Raw genomic sequence first — 16,364 nt, 5'->3', positions numbered from 1 at the left:
GCGGGCGACGGGTGGGCCGAGTGCGGGGCGGCCGCCGCGCTGCGGCCGCCCCGGCGGTGGCTCAGGCCGAGGGGTTGGTGAGCGCGGTGTACTCGTCGGCGGTCAGCACGGCGCCGGTCGACTCGACGCGGACCTTGAACAGCCAGCCACCCTCGAACGGCTCGCTGTTGACCAGGCCGTTGTCGTTCTTGACGTCCTCGTTGACCTCGGTGACCTCACCGGTCACCGGCGAGAACAGGTCGCTGACCGACTTGGTCGACTCCAGCTCGCCACAGGTCTCGCCGGCGGTCACGGTGGAACCGACCTCGGGGAGCTCCACGTAGACGATGTCACCGAGGGCGTCGGCGGCGTGCTGGGTGATGCCGATCGTGGACACACCGTCGGCGCCGGCGGCGGTCAGCCACTCGTGCTCCTCGGTGTACTGCAGGTGCTGGGGGTTGCTCATGGCGTCATTCTCCAGGATGGGAAGCGGGTACGACGAAGCGGCCCGGCGCGCGGACGTGCCTCGCCTGGGAAAACAGCTGGGGGAGGGGTCAGCGGGCGCGCTTGTAGAACGGCAGCGCGACGACCTGGACCGGCTCGTGCTTGCCGCGCACGTCCACCGCGACGGTGGAGCCGGGGGTGGCGTGGGCCGCGTCCACGTAGGCCATCGCGATCGGCTTCTCCAGGGTGGGGGAGGGCGCGCCGGAGGTGATCCGGCCGATCGGCTCGCCGTCGGCGGAGACCACGGAGTACTCGGCGCGCGGCACGCGCTTGCCCTCGGAGACCAGGCCGACCAGCACCCGCGGCGGGTTGGCCTCGGCCTCGGCGGCGGCCCGCTCCAGGGCCTTGCGGCCGACGAAGGCGCCCTCGTTGGTGGTCTTGTCGAAGCGGACGACCCGGCCCAGGCCCGCGTCGAACGGGGTCAGCCCGGTGGACAGCTCGTGGCCGTACAGCGGCATGCCGGCCTCCAGGCGCAGCGTGTCGCGGCAGGACAGGCCGCAGGGGATCAGGCCGCGGTCGGCGCCGGCCCCGGTCAGCGCCTGCCAGATCTGCTCGGCGTCGCCCGGGTTGCAGAAGATCTCGAAGCCGTCCTCGCCGGTGTAGCCGGTGCGGGCGAGCAGCACGTCGCGGCCGGCCACCTGGGCCGGGAGGATCGCGTAGTACTTCAGGCCGGGCAGGTCGGCCTCGGTGGTCTCGGCCAGGATCGCGGTGGACTCCGGGCCCTGGACGGCGATCAGCGCGTAGGCGTCGCGGTCGTCGGAGACGACGGCGTTGTAGCCCTTGGCACGGGCGATCAGCTCGTCCAGCACCAGCTGGGCGTTGGAGGCGTTGGCGACGACCAGGAAGGCGTCCTCGCGCAGGCGGTAGACGATCAGGTCGTCCAGGATGCCGCCGTCCTCGGCGCAGATCATGGTGTAGCGGGCGCGCAGCACGCCGAGCGCGGAGACGAAGCCGACCAGGGCGTGGTCCAGCATCTCGCCGGCCTGCGGGCCGGTGACGGTGATCTCGCCCATGTGGGAGAGGTCGAACAGGCCCGCCTTGGTGCGGACGGCGAGGTGCTCCTCGCGCTCGCTGCCGTAGCGCAGCGGCATGTCCCAGCCGGCGAAGTCGGTCATGGTGGCGCCGAGGGCGCGGTGCAGCGCGTCGAGCGCGGTGAGGCGGAGGGACGACATGGCCAGGAACTCCTCGGTCGGGGCACTCAGGGGTGCGCGCGCCGGGACCGGCCCTGCTCGGGGCGGCGGACCCTGCGCGCGGGCATGCGGCGGCTGGGTCTCCCCATCTGTCGTCGAACCTGAGAGCTTCACCGTCCACTGCCCTGTAGGGGACAGCATGGCGGCTTGCACCGTGGGTGGGCGGACGGCAGGGCCGTGCGCCGCTTTCCAGATGTGCCTAGCCCGCGCGGTAGGGGTGCCTGAGAGATTCCGGGGAGGACTTGCTCCTTCGGCGCCGGCTGTGCCTCCTGGACGGGGCACTCCGGACTCTCCCGCGCGGGTTCGAGCGGCCGGTATGGAGTTGGCGGGGCCTGGGGTGGATGCCACCGCAGACGGGCACATCATGGCACGTCCTCGGCCATGAGGGGAGAGGGGGCTGCGTCACGCGGGCCCGGCGGCCCGGGGCGGGGCGGCGCGCGGTGCCGGAACGCTAGGCTGCGGGCATCGGCGAGCAGAGGACGGTACGGCGGCGCATGGGGTACCCGGTGGAACAGCAGGGGTGGGACGGGGCGGACTCGGCGCCGCCGGGCGGCGGGTGGCCGGCCAACGAGCTGGAGCAGGTGCTCACCGCCGCGCTCGGCGACCCCGGCGCGACCCCCCGGGTGATCGAGGTGCTGGCGCGCAGCCAGGTGTGGATCCCGCTGCCGTCGGGCGGGGACCCGCAGGGGCAGTCGTTGGACCTGCCGGTCATCGAACTGGCCGGCGACCCCTATGTCCCGGTGTTCTCCTCGCAGGAGGTCTTCCTCCGGCAGGCGCCGGGGATGCCGTTCGCGGTCGCGCCGGTCTGGGAGTTCGCCCGCGGTCTGCCGCTGGGCGTGGGCATCGCCGTCAACCCCGAGGCGGCGGTGGGCATCCCGGTGCCGCCGGAGGGCGTGGCCGAGCTGCGCCGCGGGCCGCGCGAGGACCGCTGGGAGACCGCCCCGGACGCGCCGGACGCCCCCGGCGGCGGCCGGGTGGCGCTGCGCGAGCCGGTGCCGGGGGAGGACCCGGAGGCGTTCCTGGCCGCCTGCCGCGGCGAACTCGCGGCGCTGCCGGGGGTGCTGACCGCGCGGCGGGCGCTGGCGAGCGTCGAGGGCGAGCCGACCGTGATGTTCGTGGGCGTCCAGCTGGACCCGCTGGCCCCGGCCGACCCGGGTGCGGTGAACGAAGCATTGGGGCGAGCGCTGGGAACCGCGCCGCTGCCCGGCGGCGTCCACCTCGTACTGCTCGACCTCGCGGACGATCCGGTGGTCGACTGGTTGGTGAACCGGGTCGCGCCCTTCTACGTACGGGGCTGATCCGGATTCCGGCCGTCCGTCCGGCACCCGCCGGGCGGGTTCGGGCGGGGCGGCGGTGGGACCCTGGCACGTCGGCGTGGCGGTGGTCGGCAACCGCCCCATAGGGTGCGTGCTGACGGCCGCCGGGCCGCCGGTGACGGACGAGGAACGAAGAAGCGCAGCGAGGTGGGCGCATGAGTGCGGGATCGGTAGCTGGCGGTGCACCGGGGCCCTGGGGCCAGGCGCCCACCGGACGCCCGGATCCGGGCGCGCTGGAGCGCGCGCTGCGCGAGGTGGCGCCGGAGCGCTACGAGGCCTACGAGACGATGCTGCACGCGCTCGAGGAGGGCCGGGTCTGGATGCTGCTCTGGCACGGCATGCCGGGCAGTGCGGACGCCCAGTACGGGAACATGGAGATCAGCGGCCACGGGTACGCCCCGGCCGTCACCTCGCCCGAGCAGTTGGCGGCGTCCGGCTGGGCGCGGGCGCACGAGGTGATCTCCGGCCGGGAGATCGCGGCCTCGTTGTACCGCACCCGGTGGGGCCTGTGGCTGAACCCGCACGCCCCGGGCGGCGGGGTGGGCGTGCCGTGGGCGGACCTGCGCCGGGTCGCGGCGGGCCTGGACCGGCTGCCGGCCGGGCCGCTGAGGCTGAGCGAGCCGCAGGTGCCGGCGCAGCAGTTCTTCGCGCTGCTGGAGCGGCAGGCGGTCGAGGTGCGTGCGGTGAAGGCGCTGCGCCGGGCCTGGGTGCGGCCGTCGGTGGGCGAACCGTACCTGGCCATCGGCCTGGACCTGTACGAGAGTTCGCCGCCGACCGTGGAGGCCGTGCGGGCGCTGATGCAGCGGGCGATCGCGGTCGCGCCGGAGGGGCTCGCGGTCTCGACGGTGGCGATGGCGGACGAGTACGACCCGGTGGCGCTGTGGATGCGGGCCAACGCGCGCCCGTTCTACGACCGGGAGGCGGCCGGGCACGGCCGTCCGCCGACGGGTCCGTACCCGCCGGTGCCCCCGCCGCCGTACGCCTCGCAGCAGGGTCCGGCCCACGGGCAGGGCTTCGGCTACGGCACGCAGCCGCCGGCGCAGGGCTGGCCGGGGCAGCAGCCCCCGCCGCAGCAGCCCTGGCCCGGCTACCCCGGTCGCTGACTGCCCAAACACGCCAAATATCCACCGGTGGAACCGGCTTGACATGATGTCAGGCCGGTTTCGGCGTTTTTCCGGACGTTCTCCGCGGAGTGGGTGGCAGACATCTTGACATGGCTGTTACAGCTGTGTGAAGAGGGATATGCCGAAGATCCGGGAGGTGCATGCGGACAGATCACAGTTGGGCATCTGTCGGTTGGCAGGGCTGGCGCAAGCCAGTTCGGATGGCAGAGAGTTCTGCAACAGCCCGCAGCGCGTGGTTGGCGCCTCACAAAGGCGAACGCGCCGGCGGACCGCATGATCCACGTGACGCTCATCCCGCGTGGCAGCAGTACTGAGCACGTCGTACCGCTGGGAACACCCCCGCACCCGTACCTGCACCTTTGCACGTCCGCACCCAAGCACGTCCGCACCAGCCGAGCCGCCGATCCCGGCGTCCGGCACCCGTGGGCCGGCCACCGTCGGCGAGGGGACCGAACTGACCATGACCGCACCCATCAAGACCGCCGGCAACGCTCCGGAGGCTGACGCCGCCGCGAGCCCGGCCAAGAAGATCGAGGGCCGCTCGCTCGGCCAGATCGCCTGGACCCGCTTCAAGCGGGACAAGGCCGCCGTCGCCGGCGGCATCGTGGTGATCCTGCTGATCCTGCTCGCCGTGCTGGCCAAGCCGATCGAGTCGGTCTTCGGGCTGGACCCCGACGCCCTCAACCAGGACCTGCTGGACGCCGACCTCGGCGGCCTGCCGTTCGGCGACTGGGGCGGCATGAGCTGGGACCACCCGCTCGGCGTCGACCCGCTGCAGGGCCGTGACCTGCTCACCCGCGTCATCGAGGGTTCCTGGGTCTCCCTGCTGGTCGCCTTCGGCGCGACCGTGCTGTCCAACACCATCGGCACCGTGCTCGGCATCATGGCCGGCTACTACGGCGGCTGGGTGGACACCCTGATCAGCCGGGTGATGGACGTCTTCCTCGCCTTCCCGCTGCTGCTCTTCGCCATCGCGATCTCCACGTCGCTGCAGGGCGGCGCGTTCGGCCTGCACGGCCTGCCGCTGCACATCCTGGTGCTGATCTTCGTGATCGGCTTCTTCAACTGGCCCTACATCGGCCGGATCGTGCGCGGACAGACCCTCTCGCTGCGCGAGCGCGAGTTCGTCTACGCGGCCCGCAGCCTGGGCGCCCGGGGGCCGTTCATCCTGTTCAAGGAACTGCTGCCCAACCTGGTCGGTCCGATCCTGGTCTACTCGACCCTGCTGATCCCGACCAACATCCTCTTCGAGGCCGGCCTGAGCTTCCTCGGCGTCGGCATCCAGCCCCCGCAGGCCTCCTGGGGCGGGATGCTCCAGGACGCGATCCGGTACTACCAGGTGGACCCCCAGTACATGGTGGTCCCCGGTCTGGCGATCTTCCTCACCGTGCTCGCCTTCAACCTGCTCGGCGACGGGCTGCGTGACGCCCTCGATCCCAAGAGCAACTGACAAACCGTCAGGATCCCTCGTTCAGCCACCACTTCCTCAAGGGGTTGATCTCACCCATGCGTAGGTCCCGCACCGTCGCGCTGACCGCCATGGCCGCCGCCGCGGTCCTGGTCGTCACCGGCTGCTCGTCGAGCAAGAAGAGCGACGACGCCAAGTCCACCGCCACCGGCAGCAGCACCGAGGCCGCCGGCGGCTCCGGGGCCAACGCGGCCACCAAGGGCATCGTCAACGCCTCGGACAAGAAGGGCGGGACGGTCACCTTCGAGATGAAGGGCACCCCGGACTCGCTCGACCCGGGCAACACGTACTACGCGTACATCTACAACTTCTCGCGCCTGTACGGTCGTCCGCTCACCACCTTCCAGCCGGGCGCCGGCGAGGCGGGCAACAAGCTCGTCCCGGACCTCGCCGAGTCGCTCGGCCAGGTCAGCGCGGACGGCCTGACCTGGACGTACAAGCTGCGCGCGGGCCTGAAGTACGACGACGGCACCCCGATCACCTCGAAGGACGTCAAGTACGCCGTCGAGCGCTCCAACTTCGCGCCGGAGGTCAACTCCAACGGCCCGACGTACTTCAAGGAGCTGCTGGTCGACAACGAGGGCACCCCGTACGCGGGCCCGTACAAGGACAAGACCGGCGACCTGAAGTCGATCGAGACGCCCGACGACACGACGATCGTCTTCCACCTGAAGCACGCCTTCGCCGACTTCGACTACCTGGTCAGCGCCCCGCAGACGGTCCCGGTCCCGCAGGCCAAGGACACCGGCGCCGAGTACGTCAAGAAGATCGTCTCCTCCGGCTCCTTCAAGTTCGAGTCCTACGAGGACGGCAAGCAGGCCGTCCTGGTCCCGAACACCAACTGGGACCCGAGCACCGACCCGATCCGCAAGCAGCTGCCGGACAAGATCGTGCTCCGGATGAACATCGACCAGGCCACCATCGACAAGGACCTGCTGGCCGGCAACGCCCAGGTCGACCTGGTGGGCGGCGGCGTCGACCCGCAGACCCAGGCGCAGATCCTGCAGAACCCGAAGCTGAAGGCCAACACCGACAACGCCTACGGCGGCCGCCTGGTCTACATGGCGATCAACACCGACGTCGCGCCGTTCGACAACATCGAGTGCCGCAAGGCCGTCCAGTACGCGGTCGACAAGGTCTCGGTGCAGACCGCGCTCGGCGGCCCGATCCGCGGCCAGGTCGCCAACACCGTGCTCCCGCCGGACATCCCGGGCCACCAGGACTTCAACGTCTGGGAGACCAAGGACAACAAGGGTGACGAGGCCAAGGCCAAGGAAGCGCTGAAGGCCTGCGGCAAGGACAGCATCAGCACCGTGCTCTCCGCCCGCACCGAGCGCGCCACCGAGGTCGCCGCCGCCACCTCGATCCAGGCCGCGCTGAAGAAGGTCGGCATCAACGCCGAGATCCAGCAGTACCCGCAGGGCAAGTACCTGGCCGACAGCGCGGGCGCCCCGGCGTTCGCCAAGGAGCACAACATCGGCCTGATGATGATGCAGTGGGGCGCCGACTGGCCGACCGGCTACGGCTTCCTGCAGCAGATCGTCGACGGCCGCGCGATCAAGGCCTCCGGCAACAGCAACCTGGCCTCGCTGAACGACCCCGCGGTCAACAAGCTGCTCGACGATGCCGCCACCAACCCGGACCGGGCGGCCCGCGAGAAGATCTACGGCGACATCGACAAGAAGGTCATGGAGCAGGCGGTCTACGTCCCGCTGACCGACTTCAAGGTCTTCCTGTACCGCCCGGACAACGCCACCAACCTCGCGTCCACGCCGGCCTTCTCGGGTGAGTACGACTACCTGAACATCGGCACCACCAAGTAAGAGCCTGGCTCCGCATCCCTGAAGGCAGGTGAAGGCAGCGGCGCCCGCCGCCGTCCGGAGGACCCCGGACGGCGGCGGGCGGCCGGAGCCGACCAACTGTGTTTGCCTACATCATCCGCAGGATCCTCGCGGCCGTGGTGCTGCTGCTGGTCGTCAGCGCGGTCACCTTCGCGATCTTCTTCCTGCTCCCGCGCGTCGCCGGTGAGACGGTCGACCAGCTGGCCACCCAGTACATCGGGAAGAACCCCTCCCCCGAGGCGATCCAGGCGGTCAAGCAGAACCTCGGCCTCGACCAGCCGCTGTACACGCAGTACTGGAACTTCCTCAAGGCGCTGGTCAGCGGCGCCGAGTACAAGTTCGGCCCGGAACCGGCCACCTGCCACGTGCCCTGCTTCGGCTACTCCTTCAAGAACCACCTGGAGGTCTGGCCCGAGCTGATCAAGCGGGTACCGGTGACCATCTCGCTGGCGATCGGCGCCGCCGTGATCTGGCTGACCTCCGGCGTCACCACCGGTGTCATCTCCGCGCTCAAGCCGCGCTCGATCTTCGACCGGCTCTCCATGGGCATCGCGCTCGCCGGCGTCTCGCTGCCGGTCTTCTTCACCGGCGCGCTGCTGCTCACGGTGTTCAGCTACGAGTGGCCGATCCTGGACAACCTCCAGTACGTCGACTTCACCGACAACCCGCTGATGTGGGCCCGCAACCTGATCCTCCCGTGGATCTCGCTGGCCTTCCTCTACTCCGCGCTCTACGCCCGGCTCACCCGCGCCGGAATGCTGGAGACGATGAGCGAGGACTACATCCGCACCGCCCGGGCCAAGGGCCTGGCCGAGTCCAAGGTCGTCACCCGGCACGGGCTGCGGGCCGCGCTCACCCCGATCGTCACCATCTTCGGCATGGACCTCGGGCTGCTGCTCGGCGGCGCGCTGATCACCGAGCAGGTCTTCTCGCTCCAAGGCGTCGGCCAGTTCGCCGTCCAGGCGATCTCCGACAACGACCTCCCGAAGATCCTCGGCGTCACCCTGCTCGCGGCCTTCTTCATCGTCCTGTGCAACCTCGTGGTTGACCTCCTGTACGCCGCTGTCGACCCCCGGGTGAGGCTGTCGTGACCGAGCTCCAGAAGACCCCGGCCCGCGCGGCCGCCCCGGGCGGCGAGGACGCCTTCCTCTCCGTGCGGGACCTGCGGATCCACTTCGACACCGACGACGGCCTGGTCCGCTCCGTCGACGGGGTCAGCTTCGACCTCGCCAAGGGCCGCACCCTCGGCATCGTCGGCGAGTCCGGCTCCGGCAAGTCCGTCACCTCGCTCGGCATCATGGGCCTGCACCGCTCCAAGCGGGCCCGGATCAGCGGCGAGATCCGGCTGGACGGCGAGGAGCTCATCGCGGCCGGACCGGACCGGGTCCGCCAGCTGCGCGGCCGGCAGATGGCGATGATCTTCCAGGACCCGCTGACCGCGATGCACCCCTACTACACGGTGGGGCAGCAGATCGTCGAGGCCTACCGGGTGCACCACCCGCAGGCGAGCAAGAAGCAGGCCCGGGCCCGAGCCGTCGAGATGCTCGACCGGGTCGGCATCCCGCAGCCCGACCGCCGGGTCGACGACTACCCGCACCAGTTCTCCGGCGGCATGCGCCAGCGCGCCATGATCGCCATGGCGCTGGTCAACGACCCGTCGCTGCTGATCGCCGACGAGCCCACCACCGCCCTGGACGTCACCGTCCAGGCACAGATCCTGGACCTCATCCGGGACCTCCAGGAGGAGTTCGGCTCGGCCGTCATCATCATCACCCACGACCTCGGGGTGGTCGCCGAGCTCGCCGACGACATCCTCGTGATGTACGGCGGCAAGTGCGTCGAGCGCGGCCCGGCCGAGACCCTCTTCGACGCGCCCGAGCACCCCTACACCTGGGGCCTGCTGGGTTCGATGCCGCGCCTCGACCGCGAACTGCAGGACCGCCTGGTCCCGGTCAAGGGCACCCCGCCCAGCCTGATCAACGTGCCGTCCGGCTGCGCCTTCCACCCGCGCTGCCCCTACGCCGGGCTGACCGGCGGGCGCTCCACCGAGGAGACCCCGAAGCTCACCGAGGTCGCGCCCGGACACCACGCCGCCTGCCACCTCGCGCTCGCCGAGCGGCACCGCATCTTCGCCGAAGAGATCGCGCCCCGGCTGTGAGCCCGGCCTCGTACCACCTTTCTGGAGAGAACCGATGACGGACACTCAGGCGGCGGGCCCCGAACCCATGAAGAAGGTGCCCGCACCGGCGCCCGCCTCGGACCGGCAGCCGCTGCTCAAGGTGAGCGGTCTGACCCGGCACTTCCCGATCCACAGCGGCCTGCTGCGGCGCCAGACCGGCGCCGTCCGGGCGGTCGACGGCATCGACTTCACGGTCAACGCCGGCGAGACCCTGGGCGTCGTCGGCGAGTCCGGCTGCGGCAAGTCGACGATGGGCCGACTGGTCACCCGGCTCGACGAACCCACCGGCGGGACGGTCGAGTTCGAGGGCACCGACATCACCCACCTGGGCGTCGGGGCGATGCGGCCGCTGCGCCGCGACATCCAGATGATCTTCCAGGACCCGTACTCCTCGCTGAACCCCCGGCACACCGTCGGCACCATCGTCGGCGCGCCGTTCAGGCTGCAGAAGGCGGAGCCCGCGGGCGGGGTCAAGAAGGCCGTCCAGGAGCTGCTGGAGCTGTGCGGGCTCAGCCCCGAGCACTACAACCGCTACCCGCACGAGTTCTCCGGCGGCCAGCGCCAGCGCATCGGCATCGCCCGGGCGCTCGCCCTGCGGCCCAAGATGATCGTCGCGGACGAGCCGGTCTCCGCGCTCGACGTCTCCATCCAGGCCCAGGTGGTCAACCTGCTCGACGACCTCCAGCGGGAGCTCGGCCTGACCTACCTGATTATCGCGCACGACCTCTCGGTGGTCCGGCACGTCTCCGACCGGGTCGCGGTGATGTACCTCGGCAAGATCGTCGAGATCGCCGACCGGGACTCGCTCTACCGCAGCCCGCTGCACCCGTACACCACGGCGCTGATGTCCGCCGTGCCGGTGCCCGACCCACGCCGCCGGCAGCGCGCCGGGCGCGAGCGGATCCTGCTCAAGGGCGACGTTCCCTCGCCGATCAACCCGCCCAGCGGCTGCCGCTTCCGCACCCGCTGCTGGAAGGCCCAGGAGATCTGCGCGAGTCAGGAGCCGTTGTTGACGGCGGCGACGGCGGGGCACCAGGTGGCCTGTCACTTCCCCGAGCGAAGCGAGGGGAACGACCAGCACGGCCCTGAGGGCAACGCGGGCAACGCGGGCAGCCAGGGCAGCGAGCGCAGCGGCACCGGAGCCGCGTAGCGCCCGTCCGCGGGAACGAAAGAGTCCGCCCGCCCCGGTGCACCGGGGCGGGCGGACTCGTGTGCGCGAGGGGGCGTCAGTCGCGGTTGCCGGACAGCACCGGCTCCGGCGCGGCCCCGGCCGCAGCCACGCCGCCGGGCGCCTCGGCCGGCCGGGTCTGGCCGACGACGGCCGGCTGCGGCGCGGCGGGCGCCGGGAAGCGGCGGTTCACGGCCTTCATGACCTTGCGGCCGAGGTTCTGGAACGGGATCTCGATCAGCCGGTAGCTGGCGTAGCTGAGGATCAGCATCGCCGCCGTGAAGGCGACGAGCTGGATGCCGCGGTCCTTCCAGCTGACGATCGGCGCGTGGCCCTCCAGCATCCAGTTCATGGCGTGGATCAGCGGGTTGTGCAGCAGGTAGACCGAGTAGCTGATGGCGCCCAGCCAGCTGAGCCAGCGCGGGAAGCGGCGCTTGCGCAGCAGCATGCAGATCACGAACACCGCCCAGGCCGCGATGTAGGCGTAGGAGAACGACATCCACGAGCTGCTCCACGTCCGCCACAGGGCCGGGCCGCGGTTGTAGAGGTAGCCGGAGAGGAAGCCCGCGGCCGCCACGAAGGTGCAGCACAGGATCGCGGGCAGCCGCTCGATCTGCCCGTGCTCCAGCCGGTAGAGGACGGTGCCGGCGAACATCGTGGCGAAGATCATCATGGTCTCGAAGGCGGTGGACCGCCCGTTGAGGAGGACCAGCGTCAGCCCGAGGCCGCCGAGCATGACGCCGCCCCAGCGGACCAGCTCCGGGCGCGCGGTGGCGATGCAGGCCATCGCCATGACGACCACCAGGGTGGTGGCGGCCACCAGGTGCCGGGTCGACTGCAGGTCCTTGGTGATGGTGCCCAGCGACAGCCACGCACCGAGGACGACGGCGAAGGCCGCGAAGCCGATAGCGATCGGCGCGCTCTTGCGGTGCCACCCGACGACGAACAGGGCCGTCGCGAAGTAGTAGAAGATCATCTCGTAGGTGAGCGTCCACATCACCCCGATGACGTTCGCCACGCCCGTCATGTCCTGCAGCATCGTGCCGCTGGCGACGAGCGACAGCAGCGGGTGCTCGTAGGACCAGGGGTTCACCACCGAGTACTGGCGGGGCAGGATCAGCAGGCTGCCGACCACGGTGAGGATCACCACGGGGAGGATCCGGAAGAACCGACCCGCCCAGAACCCGCGGACGTCGCCGCGCCGCTCCAGCGACGCCGGGATGATGTACCCGCTGACCAGGAAGAACAGCATGACGCCGAAGATGCCCGGGTCCAGGTAGTACGGCACCTTGGTGCCGTGCGGCACCCAGTAGAACGGCAGCGCGAAGTGGTACACCGCCACCGAGAGGGCGGCGATCCCGCGCAGCGCGTCGAGCCAGGCGAGCCGCGACGCGGCGGGGGTGGTGGGGGCGCCCCCGGCCGACCGGCGGCCGGTGCGTTTCCTGGATACGCGTTCGATCAGCTTCACAGGCGGAGGCTAGCCGAAACCGCGCCGAACCGATTGTTCGAAGGCGGGCAAATGTTCCCGGGGGGGCGCTTCTTTCCCGTACCGTGACCATTCTCCCGCGCGCGCCTCCCCGTGCCCGGAGCGCGGGGGTGACCCCGGACGTCGGGTACAACAGGGACGGTGACCTCCCAGATCTTCCCCACCGACGTGCAGCAGTCGCTGGACCTCGTCGGCATCTTCGTCTTCGCCCTCTCCGGGGGGCTGCTCGCCGTCCGCAAGAACATGGACATCTTCGGCATCTGCGTGCTGGCCGAGGTCACCGCGCTCGGCGGCGGAGTCATGCGCGACCTCGTGATCGGCGCCACCCCGGTCGCCGCCTTCACCAACCTGGGCTACTTCGTCACCCCGATGATCGCCGCCCTGGTCGTCTTCTTCCTGCACCCCGAGGTCGAACGGATCAACCGCGCCGTGCAGACCCTCGACGCGCTCGGTCTCGGCCTGTTCTGCGTCACCGGCACCGCCAAGGCGCACGACTTCGGCCTCGGCGCCGTCTCCTCCGTCGCCCTCGGCATGGTGACCGCCGCCGGGGGCGGCGTGATGCGCGACGTCCTGGCCGGCGAGATCCCCTCGCTGCTCCGCTGGGACCGCGAGATCTACGCGGTGCCCGCCCTGGTCGGCGCCGCGCTGGTCGCCGTCCTGATCGCCCTCGACAGCCTCACCGCCGCCACCGGCACCGCCGCCGCGCTCACCGCGTTCGGCCTGCGGATGCTCGCCCTCAGGTACGGCTGGCGCGCACCGCGGGCCTGGCACCGCAACGGTTCTCGCACCAGCGAGGAGTAGGGGAGCCGCCGTACGCCAGCGAGATCGCCTCCGCCGTGCAGAGCAGCTCGGGCACCAGCTTCACCAGCTCGGCCGGCGACACCCGGTCCGTCGGCGCCGAGATCGCGCACGCCGCGACCGCCCGCCGGTCGCTGCCCGCCACCGGCGCCGCCACGCAGGTCACCGCCTCCGGGTGCTCGGCCGACTCCGCCGCCCAGCCCCGCCGGCGCACCGCCGCCAGGTCGGCCGACAGCTCCTCCGCCGCCCGGCCGTCCTGCGCCAGCCCGGCCAGCAGCACCCGGCCGATCGCCGTCCCGGCGGCCGGCGCCCGCCGCCCGATCCGGGTCGGCCGGCCCGCGGCGGCGCTCCACCGCCCGGTCAGCTCGTCCAGGTACAGCACCTCGTCGTCCTGCAGCACCGCCAGCTGCACCGTGCAGCCGCAGCGCTCGTGCAGCGAGGCCAGGTACGGCGCCGCGACCTGGCGGACGTCGATCTCCCGCAGGGCCGCCTGCGCCAGCGACAGCACCCGGCCGCCCAGCCGGTAGCGCCGGTCGGACAGCCGGTGGACGAAGCCGTGCTCCTCCAGCGTGCGCAGCAGGCGCAGCGCGGTGGACTTGTGCACACCGATCGAGGTGGCGGCCTGTTCCAGGGTGACCGGGCCGTCGTCGAGCGACCCGAGCAGGGTCAGGGCGCGATCGACCGACTGCGACATGCCATCCCCTGACTCCTGGTTCCCGGTCGGGAACGCCTGGTTCCGGTCCGGTCGCGTTGGCCGCCAGGCTAACCGCTCGCGGGCCGCGCCCCGTACCGGGTTGCCCGGAGGGGCAGCGCCGCGGTGCGCCGTGTCCGGTGGCCGGATCGGTGCGGCGCAAGGGGTCACGCCCGCCCGGGCCGGTCCGGTGCGAGCCGGGGGCCCTCTACAATCGGATGGTTATGCCATACCTGGACCATGCGGCGACCACGCCGATGCTGCCCGAGGCGATCGCCGCGATGACGGCGCACCTGGGGGTCGTCGGCAACGCTTCCTCCCTGCACGCGGCCGGCCGCCGGGCCCGCCGTGTGGTCGAGGAGGCCCGCGAGTCGCTGGCCGAGTCGCTCGGCGCCCGGCCCAGCGAGATCGTCCTGACCGGCGGCGGCACCGAGTCCGACAACCTGGCCGTCAAGGGCCTGTACTGGGCCCGCCGCGGCGCCGATCCGGCCCGTACCCGGGTGCTGTGCAGCCCGGTCGAGCACCACGCGGTGCTGGACGCGATGCACTGGCTCGCCGAGCACGAGGGCGCCGTCGTCGACTACCTGCCGGTGGACGCGCTCGGCCGGGTCCATCCGGCGGCGCTGCGCGAGGCGATCGAGCGCGACCCGGCCTCGGTCGCGCTGGTCACCGTCATGTGGGCCAACAACGAGGTCGGCACCGTCCAGCCGGTCACCGAACTCGCCGCCGTGGCCGCCGAGTACGGCATCCCGATGCACGCCGACGCGGTGCAGGCGCTGGGCCAGGTCCCGGTCTCCTTCGCCGACTCCGGGCTCACCGCGCTCACCGTCACCGGCCACAAGATCGGCGGCCCGTTCGGCATCGGCGCGCTGCTGCTGTCGCGCGGGGCGACGCCCGTGCCGCTGCTGCACGGCGGCGGCCAGGAGCGCGATGTCCGCTCCGGCACCCTGGACGCGCCCGGCGCCGCCGGTTTCGCCGCCGCGGCGGCCGTCGCCGTCGAGCGGCGCGCGGAGCACGCCGTCACGCTGGGCGCGCTCCGCGACAAACTGGTCGCGTCGGTGCTGGGCGCCGTCCCGGACGCGGTGCTCAACGGCGACCCGGCGGGGGAGGGGCGGCTGCCGGCCAACGCGCACTTCTCCTTCCCCGGCTGCGAGGGCGACGCCCTGCTGATGCTGCTCGATGCCCAGGGCATCGAGTGCTCCACCGGCTCGGCCTGCTCGGCCGGTGTCCCGCAGCCCAGCCACGTGCTGCTGGCGATGGGCGTCGATCCGCTGCTGGCCCGTGCCTCGCTGCGCTTCTCGCTCGGCCACACCTCCACCCGGGCCGACGTGACCACCCTCGCCGAGGCCATCGCCCCGGCCGTCCAGCGCGCCCGCAACGCGGGCCTGGCGGCCGTCCGGCGCTGAGTGGGGGCCGCCGGGAAACCCCGGCGGAATGCCGGGCGGCACCCCGTACGCTTGGATGCATCATGACTGACTTCCCGGGTGCCCCGACCGCTCCGTCCGCCACCGGCCGCCTGCGCGTGCTCGCCGCGATGTCCGGCGGGGTGGACTCCGCCGTCGCCGCCGCCCGCGCCGTCGAAGCGGGCCACGAGGTGACCGGCGTGCACCTGGCGCTCTCCAGCAACCCGCAGTCCTTCCGGACCGGCGCGCGCGGCTGCTGCACCATCGAGGACTCCCGGGACGCGCGCCGCGCCGCCGACGTGATCGGCATCCCGTTCTACGTCTGGGACCTCGCCGAGCGCTTCCGCGAGGACGTCATCGACGACTTCGTCGCCGAGTACGCGGCCGGCCGCACGCCCAACCCGTGCCTGCGCTGCAACGAGAAGATCAAGTTCGCCGCCCTGCTGGACAAGGCGATCGCGCTGGGCTTCGACGCCGTCTGCACCGGCCACTACGCCCGGATCGTCGACCTGCCGGACGGCTCGCGCGAGCTGCACCGCGCCGTGGACGCCGCCAAGGACCAGTCCTACGTGCTCGGCGTGCTGGACGCCGAGCAGCTCGCCCACTCGCTCTTCCCGCTCGGCGACACCACCAAGGACGTCATCCGCGAGGAGGCCGGGCGGCGCGGCCTGGCCGTCGCCAAGAAGCCGGACTCGCACGACATCTGCTTCATCGCGGACGGCGACACCCAGGGCTTCCTGGCCAAGCACCTGGGCACCGCGACCGGCGACATCCTGGACGTCGACGGCGCCAAGCTCGGTGAGCACGACGGCGCGTACGGCTTCACCATCGGCCAGCGCAAGGGCCTGCGGATCGGCCGCCCGGCCGCCGACGGCAAGCCGCGCTACGTGCTCGACATCTCCCCGGTGAACAACACCGTGACGGTCGGCCCGGTCGAGGGCCTGGACGTCACCGGCCTGACCGCGATCCGCCCGCGCTGGTGCGGCACCGAGCCGCTCGCCGACGGCCGCTACACCGCCCAGCTCCGCGCCCACGGCGAGGAGGTGCCCGTCTCCGCCTCGGTCGTCGACGACACCCTCCACGTCACCCTCGACACCCCTGCCCGCGGCATCGCCCCCGGCCAGGCCGTCGTCCTCTACGACGGCCCCCGCGTCGTCGGCTCCGCCACCATCGCGACCACACAGCGCCCGGCCGTCACCGTCTGAGAACGGGGTCGG

14 protein-coding genes and 1 riboswitch are annotated in these 16,364 nt (G+C 71.9%); of the genes, 10 read left to right on the top strand and 4 right to left on the bottom strand.

What is annotated here, in order from left to right:
* Nucleotides 1-61: 61 nt before the first annotated feature.
* On the bottom strand, nucleotides 62-445 hold the full coding sequence (gene gcvH, locus ACFCLZ_RS14680; RefSeq protein ID WP_380285330.1) for a glycine cleavage system protein GcvH: 384 nt from the start codon (nucleotides 443-445) through the stop codon (nucleotides 62-64).
* A gap of 88 nt (nucleotides 446-533) precedes the next feature.
* Nucleotides 534-1,655, bottom strand: a complete 1,122-nt coding sequence (gene gcvT, locus ACFCLZ_RS14675) for a glycine cleavage system aminomethyltransferase GcvT (RefSeq protein WP_380285329.1) — start codon at nucleotides 1,653-1,655, stop codon at nucleotides 534-536.
* A gap of 217 nt (nucleotides 1,656-1,872) precedes the next feature.
* Nucleotides 1,873-1,979, bottom strand: a riboswitch (glycine riboswitch).
* A gap of 200 nt (nucleotides 1,980-2,179) precedes the next feature.
* Here gcvT and ACFCLZ_RS14670 point away from each other — a divergent pair.
* The 7 genes from ACFCLZ_RS14670 to ACFCLZ_RS14640 all read left to right on the top strand — a co-directional run bounded on the left by ACFCLZ_RS14670 (nucleotide 2,180) and on the right by ACFCLZ_RS14640 (nucleotide 10,751).
* Nucleotides 2,180-2,971: an enhanced serine sensitivity protein SseB gene (locus ACFCLZ_RS14670; protein ID WP_380285328.1), complete on the top strand. Its 792-nt coding sequence runs from the start codon at nucleotides 2,180-2,182 to the stop codon at nucleotides 2,969-2,971.
* Nucleotides 2,972-3,144: 173 nt separating this feature from the next.
* A complete protein-coding gene (locus ACFCLZ_RS14665) occupies nucleotides 3,145-4,092 on the top strand; it encodes an enhanced serine sensitivity protein SseB C-terminal domain-containing protein (RefSeq protein WP_380285327.1) in 948 nt (315 codons plus the stop codon).
* A gap of 481 nt (nucleotides 4,093-4,573) precedes the next feature.
* Nucleotides 4,574-5,563 carry an ABC transporter permease gene (locus tag ACFCLZ_RS14660; RefSeq protein ID WP_380285326.1) on the top strand — a complete coding sequence of 330 codons (990 nt, stop codon included), beginning with the start codon at nucleotides 4,574-4,576 and terminating at the stop codon, nucleotides 5,561-5,563.
* A gap of 56 nt (nucleotides 5,564-5,619) precedes the next feature.
* Nucleotides 5,620-7,404: an ABC transporter substrate-binding protein gene (locus tag ACFCLZ_RS14655; protein ID WP_380285325.1), complete on the top strand. Its 1,785-nt coding sequence runs from the start codon at nucleotides 5,620-5,622 to the stop codon at nucleotides 7,402-7,404.
* A gap of 98 nt (nucleotides 7,405-7,502) precedes the next feature.
* Nucleotides 7,503-8,513, top strand: coding sequence for an ABC transporter permease (locus tag ACFCLZ_RS14650; protein ID WP_380285324.1), 1,011 nt, complete (start codon nucleotides 7,503-7,505; stop codon nucleotides 8,511-8,513).
* Nucleotides 8,510-9,580 (top strand): ABC transporter ATP-binding protein, encoded by a 1,071-nt coding sequence (locus ACFCLZ_RS14645; protein ID WP_380285323.1) that lies wholly within the window; start codon nucleotides 8,510-8,512, stop codon nucleotides 9,578-9,580. Before ACFCLZ_RS14650 ends, ACFCLZ_RS14645 begins: the two co-directional genes overlap by 4 nt.
* 67 nt (nucleotides 9,581-9,647) lie before the next feature.
* Nucleotides 9,648-10,751 carry an ABC transporter ATP-binding protein gene (locus ACFCLZ_RS14640; protein WP_380286169.1) on the top strand — a complete coding sequence of 368 codons (1,104 nt, stop codon included), beginning with the start codon at nucleotides 9,648-9,650 and terminating at the stop codon, nucleotides 10,749-10,751.
* Between the two features lie 76 nt (nucleotides 10,752-10,827).
* Here the strand turns inward: ACFCLZ_RS14640 and ACFCLZ_RS14635 are convergent, their stop codons facing one another.
* A complete protein-coding gene (locus ACFCLZ_RS14635; RefSeq protein WP_380285322.1) occupies nucleotides 10,828-12,237 on the bottom strand; it encodes an acyltransferase family protein in 1,410 nt (469 codons plus the stop codon).
* A 159-nt stretch (nucleotides 12,238-12,396) separates the two neighbouring features.
* Here ACFCLZ_RS14635 and ACFCLZ_RS14630 point away from each other — a divergent pair, with 159 nt between their 5' ends.
* Nucleotides 12,397-13,056: a trimeric intracellular cation channel family protein gene (locus tag ACFCLZ_RS14630; RefSeq protein ID WP_380285321.1), complete on the top strand. Its 660-nt coding sequence runs from the start codon at nucleotides 12,397-12,399 to the stop codon at nucleotides 13,054-13,056.
* On the opposite strand, the gene ACFCLZ_RS14625 is transcribed toward ACFCLZ_RS14630, so the two are convergent.
* Nucleotides 12,992-13,747, bottom strand: coding sequence for an IclR family transcriptional regulator (locus ACFCLZ_RS14625; protein WP_380285320.1), 756 nt, complete (start codon nucleotides 13,745-13,747; stop codon nucleotides 12,992-12,994). The genes ACFCLZ_RS14630 and ACFCLZ_RS14625 overlap by 65 nt on opposite strands.
* 221 nt (nucleotides 13,748-13,968) lie before the next feature.
* On the opposite strand from ACFCLZ_RS14625, the gene ACFCLZ_RS14620 reads away from it, so the two are divergent.
* A complete protein-coding gene (locus ACFCLZ_RS14620; protein WP_380285319.1) occupies nucleotides 13,969-15,150 on the top strand; it encodes a cysteine desulfurase family protein in 1,182 nt (393 codons plus the stop codon).
* Nucleotides 15,151-15,212: 62 nt separating this feature from the next.
* A complete protein-coding gene (gene mnmA / locus ACFCLZ_RS14615; protein WP_380285318.1) occupies nucleotides 15,213-16,352 on the top strand; it encodes a tRNA 2-thiouridine(34) synthase MnmA in 1,140 nt (379 codons plus the stop codon).
* Nucleotides 16,353-16,364 lie beyond the last annotated feature (12 nt).

It is taken from the genome of Kitasatospora purpeofusca, from assembly GCF_042691725.1.
Taxonomy (GTDB): domain Bacteria; phylum Actinomycetota; class Actinomycetes; order Streptomycetales; family Streptomycetaceae; genus Kitasatospora; species Kitasatospora purpeofusca_B.
The sequence above is the reverse complement of the archived record's forward strand: the minus strand, read 5'-3'. Positions and strand labels throughout refer to the sequence as shown.

Excerpts from the sequence above, each read along its gene's own strand:
- gcvH (WP_380285330.1), bottom strand. The coding sequence starts at position 445 with ATGAGCAACCCCCAGCACCTGCAGTACACCGAGGAGCACGAGTGGCTG.
- gcvT (WP_380285329.1), bottom strand. The coding sequence starts at position 1,655 with ATGTCGTCCCTCCGCCTCACCGCGCTCGACGCGCTGCACCGCGCCCTC.
- ACFCLZ_RS14665 (WP_380285327.1), top strand. The coding sequence starts at position 3,145 with ATGAGTGCGGGATCGGTAGCTGGCGGTGCACCGGGGCCCTGGGGCCAG.
- ACFCLZ_RS14660 (WP_380285326.1), top strand. The coding sequence starts at position 4,574 with ATGACCGCACCCATCAAGACCGCCGGCAACGCTCCGGAGGCTGACGCC.
- ACFCLZ_RS14655 (WP_380285325.1), top strand. The coding sequence starts at position 5,620 with ATGCGTAGGTCCCGCACCGTCGCGCTGACCGCCATGGCCGCCGCCGCG.
- ACFCLZ_RS14640 (WP_380286169.1), top strand. The coding sequence starts at position 9,648 with ATGAAGAAGGTGCCCGCACCGGCGCCCGCCTCGGACCGGCAGCCGCTG.
- ACFCLZ_RS14625 (WP_380285320.1), bottom strand. The coding sequence starts at position 13,747 with ATGTCGCAGTCGGTCGATCGCGCCCTGACCCTGCTCGGGTCGCTCGAC.
- ACFCLZ_RS14620 (WP_380285319.1), top strand. The coding sequence starts at position 13,969 with ATGCCATACCTGGACCATGCGGCGACCACGCCGATGCTGCCCGAGGCG.
- mnmA (WP_380285318.1), top strand. The coding sequence starts at position 15,213 with ATGACTGACTTCCCGGGTGCCCCGACCGCTCCGTCCGCCACCGGCCGC.